The following is a 25,665-nucleotide window of genomic DNA, read 5'->3' as shown; positions in this document are numbered from 1 at the left end:
AACGAGGAAAATTGGAGCCGGGACCGGGATTTGAACCCGGGTGGAAGGGATCTGCAGTCCCTCGCCTCGCCTCTAGGCTATCCCGGCGTTTGACCCGAAGAAAGACGATGGCGCCGCGGCGGGGATTTGAACCCCGGTGGGCACCGCCCACCGGCTTAGCAGGCCGGCGCCCTACCAGGCTAGGCTACCGCGGCACTTGACGCCCAACGTATATGGGCCTGTGAGGGTTTTTAAGCTTTTTGGAATCTCAGAAGAACTTCCCGAACATGTACTGCGGAATCGGGCACTGGACTATCCTCCTTGACCAGAGACAGTCGGCGCAGCTGGGCTCGTTGCCCCAGCAGTCTATGTCGGTCGTTTTGACGAAGTCGCACGCGTCCCTTAGGTCACAGTCGGTACAGGAGGGATACATGTAATTTTTCATGGTGAAACGGAACCACGTGTACTTCTCGCTCGTCCATATCTCAGCAAGGCTCTTCTCCCTGACGTTGCCGAAGGAGTAGGCGTTCACCTTCTTTTCCCTGCCGAAGATGTACTCCTTGTATGTGTGCAGGAAGCGGTAGCAGGGTGCAACCTCACCGTCCCAGCGGACAACGGCGACGTTGTTCTCGTCAAAGTCGCACTGCCTCTCGGTCCTCAGCTCGAACTTGGGCAGCTTTATGGAGAGGCCGCTGTGGGCTATCTTGTAGAGCTCGTCAAGGATCGGCGTCATGTCAACGCTACCATCGTAGACTATATCATCGACCTGTTCCGGCGTCAGCGGAAGAAGGTTCGAGACGAGCATCGCATCGACCCCCAGGTCGAGGAGAAACTTGGCCAGCTCGGGGAGTTCCTGGTAGTTCTCTTTGGTGACAACGACCTCAACGCCGATGCTCGGCTTGTGCGTCCCGTACTCCTCGCGGTACTTGACGAGCTTCCTTATCTTGTCGGCAGTTACGGCGGCCGCTATGTGGCCGAGGGTTATGGCGTTTTGAGCCGTTGGAACCGTGTCCATGGAGAAGTAAATCAAATCAACGCCGAGTTTCGCGAACTCGCGGAGCATGTCGTCGGTCAGGAGGGTTCCGTTACTGCTCATTCCGAGGGCGAAGCCCCTCTTCTTAACTTCCCTTACCATGTCCATGAAGCGTGGGTGAACGGTCGGCTCCCCTATACCACCGAAGTAGATCATCTTAAGCTCCGGGAACTCCTCAGCATCGTCGAGGATCTTGAGAAATAGCTCCCAGTCCATGTCTCCTTCTTCATCTTCCCAGTACTGCTTGAAGCACATCTCGCACTTCAGATTACAGCGGCTCGTAATCTCGAGGTAGAGGTACTTCATGTCGAGCTTCGGCCTGACTATAACCTTTCCGTCCCAGAGGGAGAAGGTGTACTCCTTGTCTAAGGTGAACTTTATGCCCATCTCAACCGCCCCCTGCTGGTGGGAATATGCTAACGGTGTCTTCATCCGAGAGGGGTGTATCAAGGCCCTGAAGGTGTTCGATGTTCTTTCCGTTCACCAGAATTATGTATCCCTGCTCAAGCTCTTTTTTAAAGCCGGGGAACATTCGATCCAGCTCTTCCAAAAGTTCCCCAACTGTTTTCGGGCCATTTATTTCCAGCTTTCTCTTTCCAGTGAATTCAATTAGAGTCGCGAAGAGCTTAACCAGCACGAAGATCACCTTAACTCAGGTTCTCCTTGGGAGAACATAAAAGAGTTGCTGGACAAAAATGGGAAGAAGAATCAGAGGAACTCCGCTATGCCTAGCTCTTCCGCCTTCTCCTTCGGAACCCTTCCGTCCTCCGTCCAGCCGCGGAGCTTGTAGTAGCGCGGGAGCATCTCCTTCAGGCGGACAATGTGACCCTTGTTCGGCCCCTCGGGCATCGGCTCTTCCAAGAAGCGCTTTGGCAGGGTGTCGTCCCTCTCCGGAACGAGTCCGGCCTTGAGGTTGAACAAGCGCTCGGCGTTCCAGATGCGCTCTCCAATCTTGAGGTAGTCCTCAGTTGAGAAGTCCCAGCCGAGGGCAGCGTTGAGCATGTCGCGGTAGTCGTCTGCTCCAAGGCCGAAGGTCGTGAAGACACACAGTCCAGCGGCGTCGATGAGGGCCGTCAAATCCTGGAAGAGGATGAGCATCTTTATCTTGTCGTCGCTTATGTCGTGCGGGTCCATCTTGTACGGGTAGCCGAGTATCTCTGGGCTTATCATGTAGTTCTTGATGTGACAGCCACCACGGTTGTTGGTTGCGTAACCGAGACCGTGTCCTTCTGCACCACGCGGGTCATATGCCGGAAGCTCAAGCTTCTTGACGCTCATCGAGTATTCTGGATGACCATACATCTCGGCGAAGCGGTAGCTTCCCTCGGCGAGCTTGTCGCCTATGCCCTTCCTGTAGGCTATCTTCTCGATGTAGTAGTGAAGAACCTCCGTGTTGCCCCACCTGAAGGGCGGAGCGTCGCCCAGCTCTTCGTCCGTGAGGTAGCCCTTCTCATAGAGCTCCATCGCAGCTGCCAGAGTTCCACCTGTCGAGATGGTGTCGAGACCGAACTCATCACACTGGTGGTTGGCCTCTATTATGCTGGCCAAATCGTTTATGCCCAAATTCGCTCCGAGCGCCCAGATGCTCTCGTACTCAGGCCCTTCAGTGACACCAACGGTCGGGAGCTTGTTGACCCTTCCACAGCCTATCGGACAGGCGTAGCACGGCTGGTTCTTTATGAGGTACTTGGCAGTCATCGCCTCACCGCTCTGCTCGTAGGCGTGCTCAAAGACACCCGTCTGGAAGTTCCTCGTTGGATAGAGACCGTTCTCGTTAATTATGTTGACCAGAACGGCGGTACCGTACTTCGGCAATCCTCCACCAGCAACGGGGTCGTTCCTCAGCTTGTTTATCTTCTCCCTGACGGTGAGCATGAACTTCTGCCTGTCCGCTATCGGAACCTGTTTGCTTCCCTCCACTGCTATCGCCTTGAGGTTCTTGCTTCCCATGACAGCACCAACGCCAGCCCTTCCAGCCGCCCTGTGGCCGTCGTTCATAACGGCCGCGAACTTAACGAGGTTCTCTCCAGCCGGGCCTATGCTGGCTATGTGGAGCTTCTTGCTCCCTATCTCTTTCTTTATGGCCTCTTCGGTCTCGCTCACGACCTTGCCCCAGAGGTGACTCGCGTCGCGGATCTCGACATTGTCGTCCTTGATATAGATGTAGACCGGGCTCTCTGCCTTTCCTTCGACGATGATTCCGTCCCAGCCGGCGAACTTCAGCTCGGCACCAAAGTAGCCGCCGGAGTTGGCCATGGTTATAAAGCCCGTCAGCGGGCTCTTCGTGACGACGTTGTACCTTCCACCGGTTGGAGCGCTCGTTCCGCTCAGCGGGCCGGGGGTAATTATCAGCTTGTTCTCGGGGCTAAGCGGGTCGACCTTCGGGTCCATGTCCCTCAGAAGGAAGTATATCGCCAGGCCTCTGCTGCCCAGCCACTTCTTGGCGAGCTCCTCGTCGTACTCTTCAACCTTTATCTCTCCAGTGGAGAGGTTCACGCGCAGAAACCTTCCCCAGTTGCCGTACATAAAAACACCTCATGACATATCAGTACATCGAAGTATATAAGGGTTTAGGAAAACACCCTTATACGCAAAAATCCCTTTTGTTAGCCACTGCTGTTTACAAAAAGGTCTTCGGTTTTTCGGGGGAAAGCCATAAATATCACAGTACAAAAGCAAATTCGATGAATGCGCGCGTTTTCAACTCAAAACTCTGTGCCGTCTGCAAGGGCAGAAAGCTGCTCTGCGGAAGACCGACCTGTCCAATCCTTGAGCGCTTCAGGGTAGCCCAAAGGGTAGAGGGGAAGCTGAACAAGAGGCATCTCTTCGGCTCTTCCCCACCAAGTGTTTTCGTCGGTGAGTATGGCTACCCGAAGGTTAGAATAGGCCCGCTCGTCCCCCCGATAGAGGGGAACACGAGCTACCTCGATAATCCCCTCAAATGGGAGGACAAAACTATACGCGACATCCTCTACTACCGCTCCCTCCTCGTTATGGGCGAGAGCAAGGTGGACGTGAACGTGAGGAAGAGCGGAAGAGTTCTGAGCGAGATTCAGGAGCTAGCCATGTCAATAAAACCCGTGGACAGCGAAATCCTTCTCAAGAAAAGACCTGTTCTCAAGGTCATCCCAAGCGAGTTTGCACCGCCTCTCGGTCCGCGGGCCGAGCTCCTTGACTTCGAGCTCACCGAGAACCCGAGGATACCGAGGAAGACGGATTACGTTGTGAGCGACGAGCTGAAGGCAGAGGAAGCAATAATGAGGCTCTACAACTGGGGCTTTGACGAGTACTACATCGTGAGGCTCCTCTCAGCCGGACTGCTTGGGGTTGAAAAGAAACTCGTCCCGACGAGGTGGAGCATCACGGCGGTGCAGGACACGATAGGGAAGAACCTGAGGGGGGAAATTCTCCACTATCCGCCCATCAGCGATTACGAGGTTTACTTTTACCGCTTCCTTGGAAATCGCTACGCTGTTCTCCTGATGCCCGAGAGCTACGCCTTCGAGCTCCTTGAGGTCTGGCTGAAGGGTTCGCTCTTCGGTTCGAGTGAACCGAGTGTAATCCACGACTACGAGGACTTCCGCGGAAGGAAGGAATACGTCAAGGAAACGGCTGGGGCCTACTACGCGGCCCGTCTAAGCGTCCTTGAAGCCCTGAGGAAAAGGAAAAGGCAGGCAAGGGCCGTCGTCTTCCGCGAGGTTACTCCGGAGTACTACGCCCCTCTTGGCGTGTGGCAGATAAGGCTCGGCGTGAAGAAAGCGATGGAGAACCCCATAGGGCGCTTTGAGACGTTAAACGAGGCGCTGGAGGCCATTAAGAGACGCCTTGAGCACCCGTTCGAGAAATACCTTGAGAGGAGCTACATCCTAAGAAATCTCGCGAGGCAGAAAACTTTAGACCAGTGGCTCGGAAAGAATATATACCGCCTCGATAGAGATAATGCAGGTGGATGACGACCACTCCATCCCACTGAACGGTGATGACTGCACGTCAGGCCGACACCGGTGATCGAAATGAAAAAGCTCGCCCTAATAAGCCTAGACGGTAACGGGGTTTACAACCTCAAACACATGCCCTTCCTGAGCGAGCTGGCAGAAAACGGCGATTTCGTGGTAGTTGACTCAATCTTCCCAACCCTTACCGACCTCGTTCACACGAGCGTCATGACCGGGGTCTGGCCGAAGGACCACGGCGTCGTCGAGAACGGCTACTATGACAGGCTGGCCGACAGGAAGATTAACTTCTACGACTACGAGGTGGCTTTCAACCCGCACAGGGTCATCAGAGCTCCAACTATCGTTGATATCCTCCGGGGGAGGGGCATCAGGACGGGTTCCGTCAGCGGCTACACGATGCCCCCCTTCAGTGGAACGGACGTTAGGATTTTCCCGCCCTTCTTCGCGAGCAACGAGCTTTATAGAAAACACGGCAGGGACTGGAGGAAAGATGTATGGGTCTTGAATTCAGCCATCTACATCTACGAGGAATGTAAACCGGATTTGCTCCTCGTCCACTTCGCCTCAATAGACGGGATGAGCCACGACCACGGGCCCCTGAGCGAGGGCGCGCTCAAAGCCGTGGAAACTGTCGATACCGCCGTTAGAACCCTGTGGGAAAGGCTTAAAGACGAGTACGCATTCGTAATCTTCGCCGACCACGGGCAGGAAGAGGTGCACACCTGGGTGAACATCAGGGAGCTCCTCGTGGATAGCGGGATAGGAGTTAGGAGGGTCTCTTCTGGCGGGGGCGTTCATGTTTACCTGAGAAACCCGGGCGACGCTGAGGATGCCTTCGAGGTTTTAAGGAAAGCGCCGGGCGTTAAAGACGTTTTCTTCCGCGACGAACTTCCCCATTTGAACAGCCCCAACAGCGGCGAGCTTATAGTTTCAGCCAAGCCGGGCTACTGGTTCTGCTCCCACAGGATGTGCAAGGGGATTAAGGGAGTAAGCCACTGGGTTAAGGGTATGCACGGCTCCAACAACGAGCCGGTTGTTAAGGTTCCGCTCATCCTCTGGGGCTTTGAGAAAGCAAACCTTGAAAACGCCTCGCTCATGGACATAGCTCCGACGATACTGGACTTCTTTGGCGTGGATAAGCCTGCCAACATGGTGGGGAGGAGTTTGATAAAGGGATGAAATCAGAGATTTATTGAAAGCTCTGCCTTATAGGTCTTCTTGAGCTGGATGGTTAAAAAGGGTCTTCTCGATGGAGCGTTTGCGACGGTATGAAATAATAGTCAGAGTACAATACTGAGGACGAAGGGGTTAAATATGCGAAAAACAAAACTACTTCAGGTGGGGATATGGAAGGAATTGAATACATCTACGATGAGCACGGAAAAGTTAAGGGTGTCATAATTCCCCCGGAACTCTGGGAAAAGATAAAAGCTGAGTTCTTCGAGCCCTCTAAGTACAGGGGGATCTACAGGGGCAGAAAAGACCTAGAAAAAAGCCTCAGGGAGCTGAGGGAGGAATGGGAGAGGGGTTTCTGATTGACACAAACGTTCTCATCTACTATCTGGCCGATACTATTCCTGAGGATGAACTCCCCAAAGTGGAGGAAATCCTGAGGAAAAGTTTCAACGTCTCCATAATCACGAAGATAGAGTTCCTCGGCTGGAAAGGCCATACACCAGAAGGCTTTGAGAAGTCAAAGGAGTTCATAAGCTTCGCGCACGTTATACCGCTCACCAATGAGATAGCCGACGTTGCGATTGAACTCAGGAGGAAGGTCAGCATAAAGCTCCCTGATGCGGTTATAGCCGCCACAACACTCCTTCACGGCTTAACACTGGTTACAAGGAACGTCAAGGACTTCGAGAAAGTTGAGGGTCTCAAGATATACAACCCCTTCGAAAAAGTTGACAAGGAAGGTTAAACAAGAGCATTGCTGGAAAAATCCAAGATATTCTCCAAAGCTAATGATTCCGCCTTTCATAAGCCCCACACTATTTCCCCCCAGAGAGAACAATACTGGGGGCGAAGGAGCCAAAAGAAAGAAGCTGTATCCAAAAGGCGAGAACGGTTGCCTTAACTACTGCCTATGTTCAGGTAAGGCCCTTTCTTCATTTTTCTCAGCTGCCTGAAGTACTCATCCTCCTCGAGCCATTCCTCTATAAGCTCGTCGAGCTTCATGGTGAGGGAGTTCGGCGTTGTTGTTGCGTAGATGACTCCCCTAAAGCCGAGGGACTTCATCTTCCTCAGGGCGTCCTTTATCTCCTCGTTGCTCAGGTCGTGCATTAGGAAGAACTTCCTCTCGTGCCAGTTTCCACTGCCCTTCAGCGAGTCGGCCTTTTCGATGATTTCACTCAGAATCCAGCCCCTGCACTCCTCGGGAATTTCATACACCGGAACGTCCCCAAAAGCGTTCCTTACGAGCTCAACTTCATCTTCGGAAAATCCTATGAGGAATATCATGATATCACACCACAACAAGTTGGTGCCCAGGGTTAAAAAGTTCACCCAAGAAACAGGGGAGAAAAGTGTAAGACGGAACCAGCCCTCAGCGTGAGGACTGGGCAATCCTCTCGATCTCTTCCTTCTTGCTGTAGGCGAAGCTCTTCGGGTCCTTGTTGGCGGCGGCGATTATTTCCTCGGCCAAAGCCTGGGCGTAAGTGGTCTTGTTGCGGTAGCACTTTATGCTCGCACCGAGGGCGATGTTCTTGAGGGCAACGTCGAGCCTCCTGAGCGGGGAGACGTCAACTGACATGTGGTAGCGGATTCCACCGAAGGCTATCGTTGTTGTATCTTCCCTCGGGGCGGAGTTCTCAATAGCCCTTACGAGGACCTGAATCGGGTTCTGCTTCGTCCTCTTCTCGATGATCATGAAGGCCTCCTTAACGACCTCGTAGGCCTTCATCTTCTTGCTCATTATCGAGCGGTGCTCCCTTCTCATGAAGTGGCCACCAGCCTTGTAGTGGCTGGCGCCGCTCCTCATGACCTTGTTGATGAGCCTTTCAACGATGTGGACGTTGGCCTTGCCGAAGGGCTTCTTTGCGTGCCTTCCGTGGCTGTGCGGGAGTATTCTCGGCTCGAGGTTTATGTAGGGCTTGAGGGACGGGTCGGTAACCTCGACGTCCTCAACGCTCCACCTGCCCATGACCTTGACTTCCTTCGGGATGAAGAACCTCTCGGTTAGTGGCTTGGCCATTCACTTCACCTCCTCGGCTTCTCCTTCCTTCCCTTGACGAGCTCCTTGAGGGAAACCCTGTTGACCTTGACGACCTTGTACCTGATACCGGGGATATCACCCATCGAACCGCCCTTAGGACCGCCGATTCCCTCGATGATGACCTCGTCGTGCTCGTCGATGTGGTTGATGGCACCGTCACCGGGGGTGAAGGCGGTGACGACCTTACCGTTCTTGATGAGCTGAACCCTGACTGCCTTACGCATAGCCGAGTTCGGCTGCTTTGCTTCAACCGCGATCTTCTCAAGGACTATTCCCCTGGCCTGTGGAGCGCCCTCAAGCGGGTCGCTCTTCTCCTTGAGGCGGAGGACCCTCCTCTTGTACCTTATGTCGCTCCAGCGGAACTTCTTCCTCTTGAGCTTGAGCTTTCTTCCCGCGAATTCTCCATACGGGGCCTTCTTTCCAGCCATGATCATCACCTCAAATTATGACCACATCGTGAATGCCGTGGTGTCTCTCCATCAACTCCTTCACGAGGTTGATGTTCTGGCCGCCCCTTCCAATGGCCCTCGGCTTGTCGCGCGGGCCAACATCAAGGAGGGCGACCTTTTTACCATCACGCTTCTCAGTGATGTGGATCTTTTTAACCTTAACCCCAAGGCTCTTATAAATGTTCTTGAGGAACTCCTCAGGATTTTCGGAGTGCTCTATGAGCTCTACCTCCTTTCCGAGCATGTTCTGAACGCGCTTGACGTTTGCTCCTTTCTTTCCAAGGGCGAGGCCCATTTCTCCTTTCTTTATGACGTAGATGAGTCTGTTTCTGTTGTTATCGATGAGGCAGTCGAGGACAGTCGCTCCGGTCATGCTCTCGAAGAGGGCTATGTACTTGATCTGGTCCGTGTTGAGCTTGAGCGGCATCACTCCTTACCCCCAGCCAAGGCGAGTATGTTGCTCTCGCCAGGGTTCACTATGGCCAGGGAAGCCACGACAAATGGCTTACCCAACAAAGTGCCGAGCTCGACGCTCGTTCCCTCGAACTCGTAAACGGGTATCCCGCTCAGCTTCGCGTAGTAGTAGATGTCCTCCTTTATCTCGGCAGGGGCGTTTTTAGCCACTATAATGAGCTTAGCCCCACCGGTTTTTGCGAGCTGTATTGTCCTCCTTGAACCGAGCACTGCCTTTCCGGTTTCCAATACCTTTCTCAGTTCAAACGCAAGATCCATACTTCACACCTCCCTACTCCCTTTTCGGTCTCAGGGGAAGGCCCATCTTCAGGTTGACCATCCCGGTTCCAACGGGGATTGGCTGGCCGATGAGGACGTTCTCAACGACACCGTTGAGGGGATCGACCTCACCCCTCTCGGCTGCTTCGAAGAGGTGCGTGGTAGTTATCTCAAAGGCGGCCCTAGCCAGGACGCTCGCCTTCTCTCCGACCACACCATGTCTCCCTATCGGACGGATTGCCCCGTCCAGAGTCATCATGTCGGCGACGAGCATGATGTGTCTTATATCAACCTCCAGACCCTGCTCACGCATTGTGCTCACTATTTCCTCTATTATGGCGTTTCTGGCGGCTTCAATGCCGAGCACTTCCGCGATCTCCCAGATGTTGTTGGTTCTCGTCCTGGTTGGATCAACGCCGGGGACCTTTAGTACTTGCTTGAAGTTCGAGCCCTCGGTGTATATCACGTACTCGTCGCCTTCCTTCCTTATGATGGTCTTCCCGACGCCAGAGAGACCCTTAAGGCGGTGCTTTTTAACCTTTTCGGCAAGCTTTCTCAGGTCTGAGAGCTTACCAACCTTTTTGGGCCTGACGATGATCGTGTACCCGTCGGCCTCAAACTCAGCGCTCTTAAAAGAGCTGGACAGTTTTTTCAGCACCCTTTCCATGTCAAGACCTGCCTTTTCAAGCCTCTCAGGATCAATCTCAACTACATACTCGAAGTTAAGGATGTCTATTGTCTCCTCTCTGGCGAGGTTTTCAAGGGTGGTTCCCTCTATTCTCCTGGCGACTTCAAGGGCCTTGGCCATGTCGTGCCTGTGCTCCTCGTCAAGATAAACCGTCATGATTGGTGTTGATGGGTTCTTCCTGGCATCGACAATTTCGATAATTCTGGGCAAACCGAGGGTAACGTTTATCTCAGCGACACCCGCGTAGTGGAAGGTGTTGAGGGTCATCTGCGTTGAAGGCTCACCTATTGACTGTGCCGCAACAGTACCAACAGGTTCTCCCGGCTCAACAAGGGCCTTCTCGTACTCCTTCACCACTTCCTCAACGATAGCCTCTACCTCGGCCTTTTTGAGCTTGTACTTCTTATTGTACTCGATGAGCTTGTTGTAGAGCTCTTCCTTAACCGCATCCGGGAGGGGAGTCTTCTCAACTAAAGATTTAATGGTCTTGGCCGCTACCATTTTCTCACCTCACGCCTTTCCGTTCCCCCTCACCTTGAGAAGGGTTCTCACAATGACCCTGTCAACGTCAACCGTCTTGCCCTGCCAGCTCTTCATTGGATCGACACCGTCTTCACCGTACTTGAACTGGACTATGATTCCCGTTGGATCCCTGACCGTTCCGTCGTAGGCCACCTTGAGGTCCTGGAGGGCGTTTATCAATCTCCTCTGCATGTAACCGCTCTGTGCAGTCCTAACCGCGGTATCGACGAGACCTTCTCTACCACCCATGGCATGGAAGAAGTACTCCTGAGGAGTTAGACCGCTCTTGTAGGAGTTGGTAACGAAGCCCCTAGCCCTCGCTCCAAGATCTCCTGGCTTAAAGTGGGTTAGTACCCTTCCGCGGTAGCCGCGGTAAAGACGCTTTCCACGTATTGACTGCTGACCGAGCATTGCCGCCATCTGGGTGATGTTGAGTATCTTACCCCTTGCCCCGGTCTTGGCCATTATCACCGCGTGGTTGCCCATACCAAGGTATCTCTCCGCAACCTTACCTGCGTTGTCACGTGCCTCGGCGAGGACAGCCATTATCTTGCTCTCGAGAGTTTCTTCAAGTGTCTTGCCCGGGAGGGGCTCAAGTTCGCCCCTTTCATAGGCCTCGATGAGTTTCTGAACCTTTTCTTCGGCCTCACGGATTATCTCCTTGATTCTGTCCAAAGCCTCCTCTGGGAGATCTTCATCGTCTATGGCAGTGGTAAAGCCCTTGTGGGTTATGACCCAGATCGTAAGCTTGGTGACCTGGTCAAGGAACTGTCTGGCCCTCTCGACGCCGTACTCTCTCACTATTATGTCGAGGAGCTTTCCGTCCTCCCTTCCGTAGGCCTTCTTGTCTATCGCACCGCTGAGTAACTTTCCGTTCTGGATGTAGACAAAGCCATCGTAGGCTAACTTTCTGACTTCCTCCGGATCGGGGACGAGTTTCTCCTCGATTAGTTTCTCTAAGGCTTCACATCTCTCCAGTTCATCACAGAGCTTGTTGCGGTACCAGATGGTTAGGTCATCGGGAAGGAGGAGTGAGAAGATCGTCTTTCCGCTCCACAGGGGCTGACCGTCCTCATACTTATCCGGCTCAGGGAGCTCGTCAATCTCAACACCTGCAAAGGTCAGCATTTGACTGACTTCCAGCTTGGTGAAGTACGCCCCCTCTCTGGTGAGGAGATAGCCGCCCGAGATGTGATCCTGGATTCCAGCAATCAGCGGCCCACCGTAACGTGGCGAGATTATGTGGTTCTGGACTTCCATGAGTATCTTTGCCTCCGCCTGGGCCTCCTCCGTCTGCGGGACATGGAGGTTCATTTCGTCACCATCGAAGTCTGCGTTGTAGGGCGGGCACACTGACAGGTTAAGTCTGAAGGTCTTGTAGGGCATAACGCGGACGCGGTGGGCCATTATGCTCATCCTGTGCAGGGAAGGCTGTCTGTTGAAGAGGACTATGTCACCGTCCTCAAGGTGCCTCTCCACCGTCCAGCCTATGTCCAGTTTTTCAGCTATGAGCTCAAGATTGCTCTCCATCAGGCGTATCCTTCTCCCTTCAGGATCAATGACGTAATTGGCACCCGGATACTTGTCAGGACCATTAAGGACTCTCTGCTTGAGCTTTTCGTAGTTGAACTCGGTGACCTTCTCGGGGACGGTGAGTTCCATTGCAATGGCTATAGGAACACCGACCTCGTTGATGCTTATCATGGGATCAGGGCTGATGACCGTACGGGCGGAGAAGTTGACACGCTTACCGCTGAGGTTGCCTCTAAAGCGCCCCTCTTTCCCCTTAAGCCTCTGGGAGAGTGTTTTAAGCGGTCTTCCGCTCTTGTGCTTGGCCGGTGGAATGCCCGAGGTCTCGTTGTTGATGTATGTGGTGACGTGGTACTGGAGGAGATCCCAGAGATCCTCGATGATCAGCTGCGGTGCACCGGCCTCTATGTTGGACTTGAGCCTGTTGTTGATACGGATTATGTCGACCAGCTTGTGGGTGAGGTCATCCTCTGCGCGGATGCCGCTCTCAAGGGTGATTGACGGCCTCATCGTGACCGGCGGAACTGGAAGGACCGTAAGAACCATCCACTCCGGCCTGGACTTCTCCGGGTGAAGGCCAAGGAGCGGCAGATCCTTATCGGGGATCCTCTCAAGCCTGTCCCTTATCTCGCTCGGCATCATCCTGTGCTTGTAGTCGTTGCCTTCCTCGTCCTTCCTGAGCTCCCAGTAAATTGTTGGCCTCTCGAACTTAAGCGGGAACTGTGGGGCGCCACAGTGAGGGCATACCATTCTTTCCTTGGCCTTTTTGTGGATCTCCTTGATCAAATTATCCTTGGCCTTCTTTCTGTCGCCGACTATTTCAAACTTCTTCATGTACTCCTCTATTTCCTCATCGGTGAGCTTTATCCTGCCGCACTCCCTGCAGGTGCTCTCGAGAACCCTGAAGATAGTCTTGGCAAAACCAACGTGGATGACTGGTCTGGCCAGCTCTATGTGTCCGAAATGACCGGGACACTCGCCCGCTCTGGCACCGCAGGTCTCACATCTCAGTCCAGGATCGATAACACCGAGCCGCTTGTCCATGAGGCCGCCTTCTATCGGATAGCCGTCATCGTCGTAGGTGTCCGGAACTGTTATCTCGGCGGCGCTCATTTTCCTGATTTCCTGAGGTGAGAGGATTCCAAACTCAATACTTCCGATGACCTTTTTCATCGACTGCATGGCTCTCACACCCTATCCTTCAGCCTGAGGGAAGGCCTAATGACCATCGCCTTCAACTCGTCGAGGAGCAACTTAAACGCGTAGCTCATCTCAACCTTGCTTATCCTCTCTTCCTCACCACAGACCGGGCAGTAGACCTTACCACGGCGCTTGTCTTCTAGGGCAAGGTGTCCGCAGTTCTCACAGACAAATACTTCCGTCTTGTCGCTCTCCTCCAGGAGTCTCTCTATGAGGAGCATTGCCGCACCGTGACCAACGAGTACGTCACGCTCCATCTCACCGAACCTGAGACCTCCCTCGCGGGCCCTTCCCTCGGTTGGCTGCTTGGTGAGAACCTGAACCGGACCGCGAGAGCGCGCGTGCATCTTGTCGGCAACCATGTGGTGCAAGCGCTGGTAGTAAATGACGCCTATGAATATGTCAGCCTCAAGCCTTCTTCCGGTTATACCGTCGTACATGACCTCCCTTCCGCTGTGCTTGAAGCCGAGCTCTTCAAGTTCCTTTCTTAGCTTCTCCTCGGACTCACCGATGAAGGCAGTTCCGTCAACGCGCCTGCCCTTGAGCGAGGCTACCTTTCCACCGATGGCCTCAATGAGCTGTCCGACGGTCATACGGCTCGGGATACCGTGCGGGTTGACAATCAAATCCGGAACGATACCGCTCTCGGTCCAAGGCATGTCCTCCTGCGGAACGATCAAACCGATGACGCCCTTCTGACCGTGCCTTGAAGCGAACTTGTCTCCAAGCTCCGGAATGCGGAGGTCTCTCACCGTAACCTTGACGAGCTTGGTTCCATCACCTGTCTCGGTGATTATCACCTTGTCGACTATACCCTTCTCACTCGGTCTAACTGCAACGCTGGTTTCTCTTCTCTCCTGGAGGGCGATTCCACCGAGGCGACCCTGCTCTTCAAGGAACCTGGGTGGGGAAGTTCTTCCAACGAGGACGTCTTTGCCTTCGACCTTTGACTCTGGGAAGATTATACCGTCCTCATCGAGATTGCGGTAGTATCTGTCTCCAAGATAGCCCTTGATGGTCGGGTCTGGCTTTTCGAATCGGTCCATCTGGCCACCGAGGTAGCGCTTCTCTTCGGCCTCATAGGTTCTGAAGAAGGTCGAACGAGCCAACCCGCGCTCTATTGATGCTTTGTTGATGATAACAGCATCCTCCATGTTGTACCCGTGGTAGCTGAGAACTGCAACGACAAAGTTCTGGCCCGCAGGTCTGTCCTCGAAACCAACGGCCTTCATTATGCGTGAGTTGACGAGCGGAACCTGCGGGTAGTGCATGAGGTGGCCGCGCGTGTCGACCCTTATGCGGAAGTTGGCAGCGCCGAGACCGAGGCTCTGCTTGGCCATACCGGCTCCGTAGGTGTTACGCGGGGCCGCGTTGTGCTCCGGATAGGGGACGAGTGAAGCCGGAATTCCGAGTATCGCAGCAGGCATGAGCTCGAGGTGGGTGTGCTCCTCGGTAACTTCCCATGGCCATGTTGCCACGTAGGCGTTCTCCTCTTCCTCGGCGTCGAGGTACTCTATGACTCCCATCTTGATGAGGTCGCTCCAAGTAAGCGTTCCGTTCTTTATGCCCTCGACGTGCTCCCTGGTGAGCTTCGGCTTTCCGTTCTCAACTACGATGAGCGGCCTCCTGACCCTGCCATCGTCGCTGTTTATGTAAATCTCCTTAACGTCCTCTTCCTCGTAGAGGGCCACGTTGATTACGTCGCTTATCTTACCCGCTCTTCTGTCGGCCCTTATTCTCTCGACGAGCTCGCGTCCGTTCTCAACCGTGCCAATAAGAACACCATTGAGGTAAACTCTGTAAAGGCCTGGAGCAGGTCTTCTCTCCTCAATGGGGACTATGCCAAGTTTCTCCAGATAAGCCCTTACCTCCTCCTCCGGGAGTCCTGTAGTGATCTGGGCCATCAGGGCGAGGTTCTTAACGAGACCACAGTTCGGACCTTCAGGCGTTTCGGTCGGACAGATCCTACCCCAGTGAGTTCCGTGGAGATCTCTCGCCTCGAAGTGGGGCTGATCCCTGCTTAGTGGAGACGTTACGCGCCTCAGGTGTGAAAGAGTCGACATGTAGTTCGTTCTGTCGAGGAGCTGGCTGACACCCGTCCTTCCGCCCGGCCATGAACCGGTCGCCAGGGCGTGCTCTATCCTCTCGCTCAACACGTCGGGCCTTATCGAGTTCCTGACAAAGCGCTGTATGTTCTGGAAGGTGTATCTTTCTCCCTTCCTCTGGTAAGTCTTGGTCATCTGGTACTGCATGTCCTTGACGAGCTGGCCGAAGGCAACGCGGAAGAGATCCTTAAGGAGGTCTCCAGCCAGCTTGAGCCTCTTATTGGCGTAGTGATCCTTGTCGTCCTCACCGCGCAGGCCGAGTGAGAGCTCAAGAACTTTGAGGGCCATCATTCCGAGGTAATAGGCCTTGGCCTTTCTATTCTCGGGCTCAACGCCCATGTGTGGCAGGAGGTTGTTGTCTATTATGTGCTCGGCCCTTCTAAGCCTGTACTCCTTTGGCTGTCCCGGCAGGGCAAGTTTGCCTATGTAATCGAGCGCATCCTCCTGTGTTCTTATATCGCTGGCATCTTCCAAGTTGTCGAATAGGATCTGCTGAATCCTCGGGTCGTCGCTAACCGCTTCGACTATCTCCTTATCGCTGAGAAGACCGAGGGCGCGCATTACGTAAACGAACTTGACTGGTTTAGCAACGTTCGGAATCGTGACGTAAAGAATCCCGTCTTTTCTCCTCTCGACGGTTATAAGTGCGCGGTAACCGTGTCTGTAAGAGAAGACCTTGGCAATTATCCTGTCCTGCCTTTCGTCTCTTTCGACGAGGGTCTTGTTGGGTGCGAGATCCTCGATAGAAACAATAACCCTCTCAGAACCGTTGATGATGAAGTATCCTCCCGGATCCTTTGGATCCTCACCGAGCTTCACGAGCTCTTCATCGCTGAGGCCGTAAAGCCTGCATATCTTGGACTTGAGCATTATTGGGAGCTCTCCAATTCTCGCCTCAACGGGTTCCTGCTCAATCCCGTTGACTACTGGAATGAGTTCCAAAAACAGTGGCGCAGAATACGTGAGATTCCTTATCCTGGCGTCCATGGGATAAAGAGGTCTTCTCTGTCCCTGGGCTTCCTGAAATACTGGTTCCCCTATCCTTATTTTCCCGAACTTGACCTCGAAGTTGGGTATGTCTGGCTTAACACCGCCAAACTCGTCAACTACTTCCTGAAGGCCATAGTCAATGAAGGCGTTGTAAGAGTCGAGGTGCTGTCTAACAAGTCCCTTCTCCTTCCAGTAGGATTCCATAACAAGCCAGAGGTCGTCGGGGGTAACATCAACAAGAGTGGGTCCTCTCGCGCTCATGGTCTCACCTCAAAATCAGCCTTCAACAACGAGCCTGTAGTAGTAGGAAGTGCCCACAGGACTCTTTCTCTTTATCTCAATAACATCGCCGGGCTTTGCACCCAGTTCCACTACTGCTGGATCAGAAGCCAGTATCTGGGGGAGCTGGGAGATTTTGATCCTGTACCTCCTGAGGAGCTCCTCCTTCTCCTCCTCGCTAAGTATCCTGTGTTCTGGAACCAGTTCGTGCATAAACACACTAAATTCTTTTTTCGCCGCCACCGAGAAATGCCCCCTTACAGTTTTTTAAGAATGACCGCCACTATCCACCGGTTCAGGTTCACCTATATAAGCTTTTCGAGGTAGAAGTGAGGTGAAGGGTTTATAGGCCTTACGAAAAGTTTAAGAGAGGTTTCACACCCAAAAAGCACCCTCAATGAACTACTCTGTCCATCTTAGTCCGCGTAAAACTTTTAAATTTCACATCCCATAATGAGGACGCGCGGTGGTAGTCTAGCCTGGTCCAGGACACCGGCCTCCCAAGCCGGTGACCCGGGTTCAAATCCCGGCCACCGCACCATTACAGCCCTTTCTGACGAAAGCGCTGGCGGAAAATTAGGTGCCTCCTCTACAAGCTTCAGGTCTTGAAGGGTTTTTTACTTGCTTGCTCCTTTGGTGAGTGTTTCGCTCTCTAAAGGCACCCTTCGGGCGTCGATAATAAAGTTGAAACTGCTTGGAGAGTGTAATTTAACGTTAAACCCACTCAAAACTTGCCCTTGAATAAGGCACAACTGACCTTTTGCTCTTGGAGGGAAAAGAATCTCTCTGATCAAACTTTGCACTGAAAAGTTTGCTAAAAAGAGAGCAGAAACAGGGCAAGAGGTTTCAAGCCCTCAGCTTCGCTAGCGCGTCCTCGGCGGCCTGTAAAATCTGATAGCCTACTGGGGAAGCCGTTAAGAGCGGGTGGGTGGCTATCTGAAGAGTGTAGAGCTCACTCGCGGTCAGCCTCTTCTGGATCGCCAGGGCGAGGATGTTTATCATCTCGCCGACGCTCTTTCCTCCCGCTATCTGGGCGCCGAGTATCGCCCCCCTGTCGCGGGAGAATATGAGCTTGACCGTTACCATCGAGGTGTCCGGGAACTTCGCGGGGTGCCTGTCGGGGCCCTTTCCGTAGCCGACTATAACCTCAAAGCCCTCTTCCCTGGCTTTCTCCTCAGTCAATCCAGCAGCAGCGAGGGTTAATCCTGCAACGTGGGTGGAGTAAACACCTATCGTCCTCCTGTTCTCTCTCACGATTTGGAGCTTGAAGAGGTTCGCACCCGTTATTCTAGCCTCGAAGGTCGCTGTCGAGGCGAGCATAAGGCCGTAGGGCTTCCCTGTGAAGAAATCTCTGTGCTCAACGCAGTCTCCAACTGCGAAGATGTCCGGATGAGAAGTCCGCATGTACTCATCGGTCCAGATACCATAGCGTGTAACCTTGAGCCCGGCCTTAACCGCGAGCTCAACGTTTGGCTTGTAGCCGGTCGAGAGAATTACCAAATCCGCGGGAACTTCTTCCCCACCGAGGAGCTTAACTTTCTCGACCTTTCCGCTTCCCTCAAACGCTTCAACCTGGCCGTGGACGATATTAACCCCGACTTCCTTCAGTCTTTCCTCAATCATCTCACTGAACTCCGGATCAAAGGAGTTCCTCAAAAGCCTGCTCCTGACAACAAGCGTGACTTCCTTTCCGAGCTTCCTTATTTCGTCTCCAACTTCAAGGGCTATGAAGCCACCACCGACAATAACAACCCTCTCCGCTTCCTCAATTTTCTCCCTGAGCCTTTTGAGGTATTCGTAGTCCTTGGGAACTGTGTAGATACCATCGAGCTCAACACCCGGAAAGTTCGGCTTTGCCGGCCTCGAACCCGTTGCGATGACGAGCTTCTCCCAGGCAACTTCCCTTCCCGACCTAGTTTTGAGGACTTTCCTCTTGGGGTCAATTTCAACGACCTCATCGGTCAGAATGTCAACACCGAGGGGTTTCAGGAATCTTTCAACAGGCAGAACGTCATCGTCAACGCTCTTCAGGGTTCCAAATATGTACGGGATTCCGCAGGGTATCATCCCGACTTCTTCTTTTCTGATGACCAGGACGGTCTTGTCAGGGTAGAACTTCTTGGCGGAAATTGCTGCCGTCAATCCTCCAGCGGAGGCTCCAATAACCACGACGTCGTACTTCACTTCAATCACCATAAAGAACGGGGTTTCTGATTATTAAACGCTTTCTTTAACCTTAAGTTCTCAACGTAAGCACTTTTTGGAAGAGAGATGAAGAAAAGAGGACATCACTCACCGGTCGCGCCCTTCAGGGCGTCCTTGCACGGACAGCGGCGCTCTTTGGGGATATACCTGATGGCACTCATCAAGAGCAACTTGAGTTCGTTGCCCTTTTTCTCCATGAGCTCCACTACTTCAGTGTGGGTCAGCTTTTCCCTGCTTATTCCAGCGGCGTAGTTGGTAACTACAGCAACACTGGCGTAGCACATCTCAAGTTCCCTTGCCAGAACTGCCTCCGGACACTGAGTCATTCCGACGACGTCGGCACCGAGTATCTTGAGTGCCCTTATCTCCGCCCGGGTTTCGAACCTCGGACCCTCCATACATGCGTAGGTTCCGGTCGGGTGGTAATTGAGACCCAGTTCCTTAGCCGCACTCATCAGAGCCTTTCTGAGTTCCGGACAGTATGGCTCCGTAAAGTCTATGTGGGCGACGAATTTCCTATCGTGAGGGCTGTCCTCTCCGTCGTAAAAGGTGTAGTGCCTCGTTTTGGTGAAGTCCATCAGCTGGTCGAGTATTACAAAATCTCCTGGTTTCATATCCAAGTTCAGGGAACCAACAGCTGAGGTGGCAAGAATCCTCTCAACGCCGAGCTCATAAAGGGCCCATATGTTGGCGTGGTAGTTTATCTTATGCGGCGGAACACTGTGTTTTTCGCCGTGTCTTGGGAGGAAGGCTATTTCTTCGCCTTCGTACTCACCAATTTTCAGCTTAACCCTACCGTAGGGCGTTTCAACGACCTGCTCCCGGATGTTAGAGAGCAAAGAAGGGTCGTAAACTCCAGAACCACCTATTATCGCTATCCTCGGCATGCACACCACCTAAAACAATCAGCCCGAATTCATTAAAAAGGTTTAGGGGCCAATATCTTCTCTCCACTTTTTATGCTTCCGAGCCCTCTCGCTTAACTCTTCCTCAGCGTTCTCTCCTATAGAGCTTTCAACTACCTTGACGAGTATTTCTCCCATCAACCATGACCCCCAGTCCCTGTCACGAACTTCGGCAGCCGCTTCAATGGCGCTATCGATGTCTCCCCTCTTGAGATGGGCGAGCGCTATGGCACCAAACGCCAGGGATCTTAAATATGGGTCGATGATCTGTTCTGCAAAAGTTCTGGCCTCTTCGGGATAGCCAATCTTTGAAAGATAAGTGGAAACTTTAACGAGGACAGCCATGTCCTCAGTTCTCCGCCCTATAATCAGAGCAACCTCCCGGTAAGCGGGTGATACCGGTCCCTTCAACAGCTCATCCATTACCGCACGTGCAAGGGGATCAAACTCCTCGGGTGGAAGAGATAGCTCACGGATGAACTCTTCAAGATTTCTAGGACTGGAGATAAGGGCCATGGCAATCCTCTTTACAGCCTCAGCCCGTGGAAAATCGGCCAGAGAGTTCAAAACCTTGGCTACAAACCTTGCCTTCCCCCCACGGGAGAGCCCGATTAGAAACGTTGTCAAATAATCCTTCCCCGAGGTCATGGAGAGCTCCGTTATGGCCTCAACAAACTTCCAGTAAACATCCTCGAAAGCATCTTCTTCACTGATCCTTTTAGCGATCTCCTCAATAGAAGAGTCCACCCAGTAATAAACCTCTATTTTGGGAAGAATTCTCAGGGCACTTGCAAATTCCCCCCTTCTAAGGTAAGCATTAAGAAGCTCAAAGGAAATCCTCGACTTTACCTCCTCCGAAGACACCCCATCTAAGAGGGATGACGCCCTTCTCAGATCACCCCTTTTGATATAAAACTGAACGACTTCCGCCATAATAAGGTCCCGCCTTTGGATGTCTTGAATGTCAGTTGAGTAAAGAAGAGCTTCATCGGGCATTCCGATAGCCAGAGCACCCCTTGCTATATCCAAAAGGACCACGTCTCTTGCAGGACCTTTTAAAAGAAGAGAACCCTCATAGGCGCTTCTAAGTAAATCCTTTGCCTTCTCTTCCATTCCAGAAAGGTGAAAATACTTGGAAATGTCCACCATGGCCTTCAGAACCATGAATGGATTATCAATATCATTGATGGCAGAGAGAGCAAGGGAAAAAGCCTTCCCGTAGTTGGCGTCACCAGCAAGATAAAGCCTGTGGCCAATTCTAGCAAGGGTTACAGCCCGCACGTAGGGATCAGGGATCTCCTGAGCGACATTTATAACCTGAGAGTGTAGTTTTATCCGCTCTGGAGAACTTGTATTCACAGTACCACCCATTAGTTCTTTAAGGAGTCAGCGTTATATAACTTTTCCGGAGAAAATACAGCTAAAAACTTATTTTATGTGGGGAATTTTAGCGTGCACTAATATCAACTTATATCGTCGTAGACGACGCTTACAGTTTCTCCGTCGTCAAGAACTACAAAAGCAATCTTTGCTCCTTTTCCAGTTTTTGGGTCGACAACCAGGAAATCAGGATCGACCAGGTACTGACTGTCAGGGAGCTTCCAGATGTCGTCGTAGTATTCTCTAAGCTCCTTCAAAAACAGGAGGGGGTTTCTTTTAATAACCGTGGTCATGGTACTCACCAATAGTTACTACAACTTCAATATATAAAAAGATTTCGGAAAGTTAATTGTTAAAAAGGATATCGTCAAACGACGATATCACCGGAGAAGTGCTTCAACGTACTCCATTTCCTCGGGTATGGGTTTCTTTCTGCGGCGCTCCATGTCCTTTAGATACTTGTAATTGTAAAGTGCAATCAGCCACTCCATTCTCTCACCTCCTCTCACCTATTCCGGAAGAGAATATGGGTTTTAGGTTTAAAAAAGTTTTCAACTCTGCTTTCTTCGTCAATGCTCGTTCCAAAATAGAGATTAAACCTAAAGAGGATGGTTGCTCCAAGTTTTACTATAATGTACATAATTGGAAAAATTCAACGATTTAAAACGGAGTTTAATCAAAAATCATGAACATCAAACTCGCAAAAACACGAAGGAAGGGTTATAAAGATGGCGGAACACTTAACCCCGGAGGGTTGAGAATGGCTCTAGAGAGGCTGGGAAAGGCACTGAACAGTGCATTGAGAAAACTCGCGAGGGCAGGCACAATCGACGAAGCCTTAATAAAAGAGGTCGTGAGGGACATACAGAGGGCCCTAATCCAGTCGGATGTGAACGTTAGGCTGGTTCTTCAGCTCACCAGAAGAATACAGGAAAGAGCACTAAAAGAGAAACCACCGGCAGGGATGAGCCCAAGGGAGCATGTTATCAGGATAGTGTACGAGGAACTCACTAATCTCCTCGGTAGGGAAGCCGTGCCCCTGGAGATAAAGAAGAAACCCACAGTTCTACTCACGGTCGGAATTCAGGGATCGGGAAAAACCACGACCATAGCCAAACTTGCAAGATACCTCCAAAAGAGGGGCTACAAGGTCGGTCTCGTGTGTACAGACACATGGCGTCCAGGTGCCTACTTCCAGCTCAAACAGCTCGTTGATCCCCTAGGGATAGAGGTGTTTGGAAATCCAGAAGAGAAGGACGCAATAAAGCTGGCTAAAGAAGGAGTTGAGTACTTTAAGAACAAGGGTGTAGACGTTATCATAGTCGACACCGCGGGCAGACACAAGGAAGAGGCCAGCCTGATAGAGGAAATGAAGCAAATAAGCTCAGTCATCCAGCCCGATGAAGTCATACTGGTTATAGACGGTACAATCGGCCAGCAGGCTTACAATCAAGCCCTGGCGTTCAAAGAGGCCACACCAATAGGCTCAATAATAGTCACGAAGCTGGATGGAAGCGCTAAAGGCGGTGGAGCTCTTTCGGCAGTCGCTGCAACTGGAGCACCCATAAAGTTCATAGGTACCGGAGAGAAGATAGACGATTTGGAACCCTTTGACCCCAAGAGGTTCGTCTCCAGACTTCTCGGGCTAGGAGATATAGAGAGCCTTCTTGAAAAGTTCGAGGAACTGGCCCAGGAACAGGAGATCAAGGAAGAAGATCTAGAGAAGTTCCTCAAAGGTAAGTTCAACTTAAAGGACATGTACGCGCAACTAGAGGCTATGCAGAAGATGGGGCCCCTCCAGAAAGTACTCCAGATGATTCCCGGTTTGGGCTACTCCCTACCGGACGAGGCCATTAGAGTCGGTGAAGAAAAACTCAAGCGCTACAAGGTTATAATGGACTCCATGACCGAGGAAGAACTCGAAAACCCAGACATCATAAACTACTCCAGGATAAAGAGAATTGCCAGAGGATCAGGGACTTCAACAAAGGAGGTAAGAGAATTACTAGCCCAGTACAACCAGATGAGAAAGATGTTCAAAAACCTTGATAAGAGGAAGCTCGCAAAAATGGCGAAGAAGTTTGGAGGGCTGGGAGGGTTTGGAATATGATGGAGGCCATAATCCTTATAGTTACGAGACCCGGGGCAGAGAAAAAGGTCTACGACCAGCTTAAAAACCACCCCAAAGTAAAGGAAGTCTACCAAGTATACGGAGAGTACGACCTCATTGCCCGGGTGGAAGTTGAAGACATAAGGAACCTCGATGAGTTCCACGACAACGTCCTTAGAAAAATAAAAGAGATCGAGGCAACTGAGACACTGATAGCCAGTACCTACGGAGCCAAGGAGTGAAGGCCATGAACCTCGAAACGAGGCTCGTGGCCACAATAGACCTGAAGACTCTAGATGTTACAATTCACTCCAGAGTGAAGTTTAAATGCGTTGAGAACTGCGGAAAATGCTGCCGAGAGCTGGAGATACCACTCAGAGACGAGGATATAGAGAGAATAGAAGAACTCGGGTACAACGCATGGGAATTCGTGGACTATGAAAAACTGTTCTATAGGGGGGACAAATTCCTGGGTTACGGCCTGAAAAAGAGACCCTTTGATGATTCATGTGTTTTCCTGGACCCTGAGACGAAAAGATGCAGAATATACAAGCACAGACCCCTGGCCTGCCGGCTTTACCCCTTTGTTTTCATAAAAAAAGGCGACAAAATGGAGGTTCACATCAAGCTTGATTCTCTCTGCCCCGGAATAGACCATCCCGAGGGAGAACCCGTAACGGCTGAGTTCATCCTGAGAGAGTACGGCGAAGTGATTGAAGAATACCACACCAAAACCACGAAAGAGTCGGGGACACTCGCTGAGCGAAAGTGAAGCAAAACCGAAACATATTTATACATTTTCTTGTTAAATGCGGAGCACCGGAGGTGATAGCGTGAGCCAGCTGAAGTCAGTTAAGGAAAAACTGAGACTTATTACTTTACTCAGGCTCCTGAAGAAAAGCTACACCTACGAAGAGCTTTCAAAGATAACCGGACTCCCAATAACTGTCCTCAACAGATACGTAAGAGGAAAGGTCCTTCCCAACAGCGAGAGAACCAGAGAGCTTACCCAGCTGTTGTCCCAGTACGTGAACCTCGAAAATGAGGTGAAAAAGAGGCTTCGCTTTGACAGCAGGGGCTTTTTCGACAGCATGTCCGTACTCAGCGACACATCACTGATGACCCTCCTATCCGAGGAAATAGCGAGCAGGCTTAAGGACGTTGAAATCGAAAAGATACTGACAGCGGCCACCGACGGTATTCCACTGGCAGTTCACCTTGGAAGAGAGCTCGGCGTTGACGTTGTCTACGCCAAGAAGAAAAAAGAGGTCGGTGTGGAGAAGTTTTACGAGGTCAACTACGTCCCAAGCGCCTCGGGGAGCATAACAACCCTCTATCTCCCATCGTGGGCGCTGTCGAAGGGGGAGAAAGTCCTCATAGTCGACGACGTCGTCAGGAGCGGAGAGACCCAGAGAGCACTCGTTGACCTCTGCAGGCAGGCCGGTGCAGAACCCGTCGGAATGGTGTTCCTGGTGAGCGTTGGGGACATAGTTGATAGACTCAGGGAAGAATACGGAATTCCTGTAGAGAGCATCGTGGCCCTGGAGAGATGAACTATGGCAAAGTTCATGGTCTACAACACGGCCGGCCTCACACTACCTGTGGAGGCCAAAGTTGGTTCCCCCTTTTATTTTGAGTGCCCCGAAGAAGAATGCGGCAAGAAGGTTGTCCTCGAGGGGATAATAATCGAAGTCTCCGAGGCGGAGTTCAATAAAGCCCTAGAGAGCACTATAGAGGAAGACCCAAACTTCAAACCAATCGAAAAAATAGAAGTGAGAAAGTACGTGTTCAGGGGGAGGGTAAACGGGAAAGAAGTTGAGCTCCCAGCCGAAAGCTTGGTGGACTTTGCAAAAAGGTTTATAGAAAACCAGAATAACCTTATTCTTCTGTGAACAGAGAGAGCGCAAACTTTTCTTTAACTATATCCATGACGACACTTGTGTTTGTCTTTTCCACTCCGTCAAGAGAGAGCAGCCATTTGACAAATTTGTTCATGTCCGCCCTGTCCTTAAACTTGGCAACCACGATTATATCATACTCGCCTGTAACGTCGTACACCTGCATTACCCTCGGACTTTTTGAGAGTTCTCTCTCTATTCTGACTATGTCCTTCCCCCTTGCCTTTATCCCGATAACCGCAGTAAGGCCAAAACCAAGCTTTTCGTAGTCCACATCAACGCAGAAGCCCCTGATAACTCCCGCATCTTCCAGCTTTTTTATTCGATTGTAAACTGTTCCAACCGCAACGCCAAGTTTCTTGGCTATCTCTCTATAGGAGTACCTAGCGTTCTCTTGAAGGAGTTTGAGTATCTTTAAGTCCAGCTCATCCATATTCACCACCGCCTACAGTTTACCGTAAACTTTAAATACCCTCCGCTAAAGGGAAAA

Annotated in this window: 26 protein-coding genes and 3 tRNA genes; 10 read left to right on the top strand and 19 right to left on the bottom strand. The window is 51.9% G+C overall.

Annotated elements, in window-relative coordinates; translation table 11 throughout:
* Positions 1-12 precede the first annotated feature (12 nt).
* The 5 genes from A3K92_RS01165 to aor all read right to left on the bottom strand — a co-directional run bounded on the left by A3K92_RS01165 (position 13) and on the right by aor (position 3,538).
* Positions 13-87 (bottom strand) — tRNA-Cys (locus A3K92_RS01165).
* Positions 88-108: 21 nt separating this feature from the next.
* Positions 109-194: transfer RNA gene (locus A3K92_RS01160), tRNA-Ser, on the bottom strand.
* 53 nt (positions 195-247) lie between these two features.
* Complete coding sequence (locus tag A3K92_RS01155; RefSeq protein WP_088884531.1) at positions 248-1,399, bottom strand: tungsten cofactor oxidoreductase radical SAM maturase; 1,152 nt, start codon at positions 1,397-1,399, stop codon at positions 248-250.
* A 1-nt stretch (position 1,400) separates the two neighbouring features.
* Positions 1,401-1,649 (bottom strand): MoaD/ThiS family protein, encoded by a 249-nt coding sequence (locus tag A3K92_RS01150; protein ID WP_088884530.1) that lies wholly within the window; start codon positions 1,647-1,649, stop codon positions 1,401-1,403.
* A gap of 71 nt (positions 1,650-1,720) precedes the next feature.
* Positions 1,721-3,538, bottom strand: coding sequence for an aldehyde ferredoxin oxidoreductase (aor, locus tag A3K92_RS01145; protein ID WP_088884529.1), 1,818 nt, complete (start codon positions 3,536-3,538; stop codon positions 1,721-1,723).
* Between the two features lie 158 nt (positions 3,539-3,696).
* Here aor and A3K92_RS01140 point away from each other — a divergent pair, with 158 nt between their 5' ends.
* The 4 genes from A3K92_RS01140 to A3K92_RS01125 all read left to right on the top strand — a co-directional run bounded on the left by A3K92_RS01140 (position 3,697) and on the right by A3K92_RS01125 (position 6,889).
* The gene (locus A3K92_RS01140; RefSeq protein WP_088884528.1) at positions 3,697-4,965 is read left to right on the top strand and encodes an Nre family DNA repair protein; all 1,269 of its coding nucleotides are present in this window, start codon (positions 3,697-3,699) and stop codon (positions 4,963-4,965) included.
* A gap of 60 nt (positions 4,966-5,025) precedes the next feature.
* Positions 5,026-6,147, top strand: a complete 1,122-nt coding sequence (locus A3K92_RS01135; RefSeq protein ID WP_088884527.1) for an alkaline phosphatase family protein — start codon at positions 5,026-5,028, stop codon at positions 6,145-6,147.
* Between the two features lie 167 nt (positions 6,148-6,314).
* Complete coding sequence (locus tag A3K92_RS01130; protein WP_088884526.1) at positions 6,315-6,503, top strand: hypothetical protein; 189 nt, start codon at positions 6,315-6,317, stop codon at positions 6,501-6,503.
* Complete coding sequence (locus tag A3K92_RS01125; RefSeq protein WP_232460884.1) at positions 6,485-6,889, top strand: type II toxin-antitoxin system VapC family toxin; 405 nt, start codon at positions 6,485-6,487, stop codon at positions 6,887-6,889. Before A3K92_RS01130 ends, A3K92_RS01125 begins: the two co-directional genes overlap by 19 nt.
* 152 nt (positions 6,890-7,041) lie before the next feature.
* On the opposite strand, the gene A3K92_RS01120 is transcribed toward A3K92_RS01125, so the two are convergent.
* The 9 genes from A3K92_RS01120 to A3K92_RS01080 form a co-directional block, all read right to left on the bottom strand.
* Positions 7,042-7,428 (bottom strand): DUF3783 domain-containing protein, encoded by a 387-nt coding sequence (locus A3K92_RS01120; protein WP_088884525.1) that lies wholly within the window; start codon positions 7,426-7,428, stop codon positions 7,042-7,044.
* Positions 7,429-7,513: 85 nt separating this feature from the next.
* Positions 7,514-8,161 (bottom strand): 30S ribosomal protein S7, encoded by a 648-nt coding sequence (locus A3K92_RS01115; RefSeq protein ID WP_088884524.1) that lies wholly within the window; start codon positions 8,159-8,161, stop codon positions 7,514-7,516.
* 5 nt (positions 8,162-8,166) lie between these two features.
* The gene (locus tag A3K92_RS01110; protein WP_011250029.1) at positions 8,167-8,610 is read right to left on the bottom strand and encodes a 30S ribosomal protein S12; all 444 of its coding nucleotides are present in this window, start codon (positions 8,608-8,610) and stop codon (positions 8,167-8,169) included.
* Positions 8,611-8,620: 10 nt separating this feature from the next.
* The gene (locus tag A3K92_RS01105) at positions 8,621-9,058 is read right to left on the bottom strand and encodes a NusA-like transcription termination signal-binding factor (RefSeq protein ID WP_088884523.1); all 438 of its coding nucleotides are present in this window, start codon (positions 9,056-9,058) and stop codon (positions 8,621-8,623) included.
* Positions 9,058-9,363 (bottom strand): 50S ribosomal protein L30e, encoded by a 306-nt coding sequence (locus A3K92_RS01100; protein ID WP_088884522.1) that lies wholly within the window; start codon positions 9,361-9,363, stop codon positions 9,058-9,060. Before A3K92_RS01100 ends, A3K92_RS01105 begins: the two co-directional genes overlap by 1 nt.
* A gap of 13 nt (positions 9,364-9,376) precedes the next feature.
* Positions 9,377-10,552 carry a DNA-directed RNA polymerase subunit A'' gene (gene rpoA2 / locus A3K92_RS01095; RefSeq protein WP_088884521.1) on the bottom strand — a complete coding sequence of 392 codons (1,176 nt, stop codon included), beginning with the start codon at positions 10,550-10,552 and terminating at the stop codon, positions 9,377-9,379.
* Between the two features lie 9 nt (positions 10,553-10,561).
* Complete coding sequence (locus tag A3K92_RS01090; RefSeq protein WP_088884520.1) at positions 10,562-13,285, bottom strand: DNA-directed RNA polymerase subunit A'; 2,724 nt, start codon at positions 13,283-13,285, stop codon at positions 10,562-10,564.
* Between the two features lie 5 nt (positions 13,286-13,290).
* A complete protein-coding gene (locus A3K92_RS01085; protein ID WP_088884519.1) occupies positions 13,291-16,659 on the bottom strand; it encodes a DNA-directed RNA polymerase subunit B in 3,369 nt (1,122 codons plus the stop codon).
* Between the two features lie 15 nt (positions 16,660-16,674).
* Positions 16,675-16,920 carry a DNA-directed RNA polymerase subunit H gene (locus A3K92_RS01080; protein ID WP_088884518.1) on the bottom strand — a complete coding sequence of 82 codons (246 nt, stop codon included), beginning with the start codon at positions 16,918-16,920 and terminating at the stop codon, positions 16,675-16,677.
* A 220-nt stretch (positions 16,921-17,140) separates the two neighbouring features.
* Between A3K92_RS01080 and A3K92_RS01075 the strand changes: the two genes are divergently transcribed.
* Positions 17,141-17,218: transfer RNA gene (locus A3K92_RS01075), tRNA-Gly, on the top strand.
* A 305-nt stretch (positions 17,219-17,523) separates the two neighbouring features.
* On the opposite strand, the gene A3K92_RS01070 is transcribed toward A3K92_RS01075, so the two are convergent.
* The 4 genes from A3K92_RS01070 to A3K92_RS01055 form a co-directional block, all read right to left on the bottom strand.
* Positions 17,524-18,870: an FAD-dependent oxidoreductase gene (locus A3K92_RS01070; RefSeq protein WP_232460883.1), complete on the bottom strand. Its 1,347-nt coding sequence runs from the start codon at positions 18,868-18,870 to the stop codon at positions 17,524-17,526.
* A gap of 95 nt (positions 18,871-18,965) precedes the next feature.
* Positions 18,966-19,769, bottom strand: coding sequence for an S-methyl-5'-thioadenosine phosphorylase (mtnP, locus tag A3K92_RS01065; RefSeq protein WP_088884516.1), 804 nt, complete (start codon positions 19,767-19,769; stop codon positions 18,966-18,968).
* A 42-nt stretch (positions 19,770-19,811) separates the two neighbouring features.
* Entirely contained in the window at positions 19,812-21,158 is a 1,347-nt protein-coding gene (locus A3K92_RS01060) for a hypothetical protein (protein ID WP_157722397.1), read from the bottom strand.
* A gap of 92 nt (positions 21,159-21,250) precedes the next feature.
* Positions 21,251-21,460, bottom strand: coding sequence for a hypothetical protein (locus A3K92_RS01055; protein ID WP_088884514.1), 210 nt, complete (start codon positions 21,458-21,460; stop codon positions 21,251-21,253).
* A gap of 467 nt (positions 21,461-21,927) precedes the next feature.
* Between A3K92_RS01055 and A3K92_RS01050 the strand changes: the two genes are divergently transcribed.
* The 5 genes from A3K92_RS01050 to A3K92_RS01030 all read left to right on the top strand — a co-directional run bounded on the left by A3K92_RS01050 (position 21,928) and on the right by A3K92_RS01030 (position 25,169).
* The gene (locus A3K92_RS01050) at positions 21,928-23,277 is read left to right on the top strand and encodes a signal recognition particle protein Srp54 (RefSeq protein WP_088884513.1); all 1,350 of its coding nucleotides are present in this window, start codon (positions 21,928-21,930) and stop codon (positions 23,275-23,277) included.
* Positions 23,274-23,519 carry an Lrp/AsnC ligand binding domain-containing protein gene (locus A3K92_RS01045; protein ID WP_198361945.1) on the top strand — a complete coding sequence of 82 codons (246 nt, stop codon included), beginning with the start codon at positions 23,274-23,276 and terminating at the stop codon, positions 23,517-23,519. Before A3K92_RS01050 ends, A3K92_RS01045 begins: the two co-directional genes overlap by 4 nt.
* Before the next feature lie 5 nt (positions 23,520-23,524).
* Positions 23,525-24,049, top strand: a complete 525-nt coding sequence (locus A3K92_RS01040; RefSeq protein WP_088884512.1) for a YkgJ family cysteine cluster protein — start codon at positions 23,525-23,527, stop codon at positions 24,047-24,049.
* A 61-nt stretch (positions 24,050-24,110) separates the two neighbouring features.
* Entirely contained in the window at positions 24,111-24,830 is a 720-nt protein-coding gene (locus A3K92_RS01035) for a phosphoribosyltransferase family protein (RefSeq protein WP_088884511.1), read from the top strand.
* Between the two features lie 48 nt (positions 24,831-24,878).
* On the top strand, positions 24,879-25,169 hold the full coding sequence (locus A3K92_RS01030; RefSeq protein WP_335755192.1) for a hypothetical protein: 291 nt from the start codon (positions 24,879-24,881) through the stop codon (positions 25,167-25,169).
* Here the strand turns inward: A3K92_RS01030 and A3K92_RS01025 are convergent.
* Positions 25,156-25,608 (bottom strand): Lrp/AsnC family transcriptional regulator, encoded by a 453-nt coding sequence (locus A3K92_RS01025; RefSeq protein WP_088884509.1) that lies wholly within the window; start codon positions 25,606-25,608, stop codon positions 25,156-25,158. The genes A3K92_RS01030 and A3K92_RS01025 overlap by 14 nt on opposite strands.
* Positions 25,609-25,665 lie beyond the last annotated feature (57 nt).

The sequence above is a fragment of the Thermococcus gorgonarius genome (assembly GCF_002214385.1).
GTDB classification, from domain to species: Archaea; Methanobacteriota_B; Thermococci; order Thermococcales; family Thermococcaceae; genus Thermococcus; species Thermococcus gorgonarius.
Note: the sequence above shows the minus strand (reverse complement) of the source record. Positions and strands in the feature narration are given on the sequence as shown.

Excerpts from the sequence above, each read along its gene's own strand:
- A3K92_RS01155 (WP_088884531.1), bottom strand. The coding sequence starts at position 1,399 with ATGGGCATAAAGTTCACCTTAGACAAGGAGTACACCTTCTCCCTCTGG.
- aor (WP_088884529.1), bottom strand. The coding sequence starts at position 3,538 with ATGTACGGCAACTGGGGAAGGTTTCTGCGCGTGAACCTCTCCACTGGA.
- A3K92_RS01140 (WP_088884528.1), top strand. The coding sequence starts at position 3,697 with ATGAATGCGCGCGTTTTCAACTCAAAACTCTGTGCCGTCTGCAAGGGC.
- A3K92_RS01135 (WP_088884527.1), top strand. The coding sequence starts at position 5,026 with ATGAAAAAGCTCGCCCTAATAAGCCTAGACGGTAACGGGGTTTACAAC.
- A3K92_RS01130 (WP_088884526.1), top strand. The coding sequence starts at position 6,315 with ATGGAAGGAATTGAATACATCTACGATGAGCACGGAAAAGTTAAGGGT.
- A3K92_RS01125 (WP_232460884.1), top strand. The coding sequence starts at position 6,485 with ATGGGAGAGGGGTTTCTGATTGACACAAACGTTCTCATCTACTATCTG.
- A3K92_RS01120 (WP_088884525.1), bottom strand. The coding sequence starts at position 7,428 with ATGATATTCCTCATAGGATTTTCCGAAGATGAAGTTGAGCTCGTAAGG.
- A3K92_RS01115 (WP_088884524.1), bottom strand. The coding sequence starts at position 8,161 with ATGGCCAAGCCACTAACCGAGAGGTTCTTCATCCCGAAGGAAGTCAAG.
- A3K92_RS01110 (WP_011250029.1), bottom strand. The coding sequence starts at position 8,610 with ATGGCTGGAAAGAAGGCCCCGTATGGAGAATTCGCGGGAAGAAAGCTC.
- A3K92_RS01105 (WP_088884523.1), bottom strand. The coding sequence starts at position 9,058 with ATGCCGCTCAAGCTCAACACGGACCAGATCAAGTACATAGCCCTCTTC.
- A3K92_RS01100 (WP_088884522.1), bottom strand. The coding sequence starts at position 9,363 with ATGGATCTTGCGTTTGAACTGAGAAAGGTATTGGAAACCGGAAAGGCA.
- rpoA2 (WP_088884521.1), bottom strand. The coding sequence starts at position 10,552 with ATGGTAGCGGCCAAGACCATTAAATCTTTAGTTGAGAAGACTCCCCTC.
- A3K92_RS01090 (WP_088884520.1), bottom strand. The coding sequence starts at position 13,285 with ATGCAGTCGATGAAAAAGGTCATCGGAAGTATTGAGTTTGGAATCCTC.
- A3K92_RS01085 (WP_088884519.1), bottom strand. The coding sequence starts at position 16,659 with ATGAGCGCGAGAGGACCCACTCTTGTTGATGTTACCCCCGACGACCTC.
- mtnP (WP_088884516.1), bottom strand. The coding sequence starts at position 19,769 with ATGCCGAGGATAGCGATAATAGGTGGTTCTGGAGTTTACGACCCTTCT.
- A3K92_RS01060 (WP_157722397.1), bottom strand. The coding sequence starts at position 21,158 with ATGGGTGGTACTGTGAATACAAGTTCTCCAGAGCGGATAAAACTACAC.
- A3K92_RS01055 (WP_088884514.1), bottom strand. The coding sequence starts at position 21,460 with ATGACCACGGTTATTAAAAGAAACCCCCTCCTGTTTTTGAAGGAGCTT.
- A3K92_RS01050 (WP_088884513.1), top strand. The coding sequence starts at position 21,928 with ATGGCTCTAGAGAGGCTGGGAAAGGCACTGAACAGTGCATTGAGAAAA.
- A3K92_RS01045 (WP_198361945.1), top strand. The coding sequence starts at position 23,274 with ATGATGGAGGCCATAATCCTTATAGTTACGAGACCCGGGGCAGAGAAA.
- A3K92_RS01040 (WP_088884512.1), top strand. The coding sequence starts at position 23,525 with ATGAACCTCGAAACGAGGCTCGTGGCCACAATAGACCTGAAGACTCTA.
- A3K92_RS01025 (WP_088884509.1), bottom strand. The coding sequence starts at position 25,608 with ATGGATGAGCTGGACTTAAAGATACTCAAACTCCTTCAAGAGAACGCT.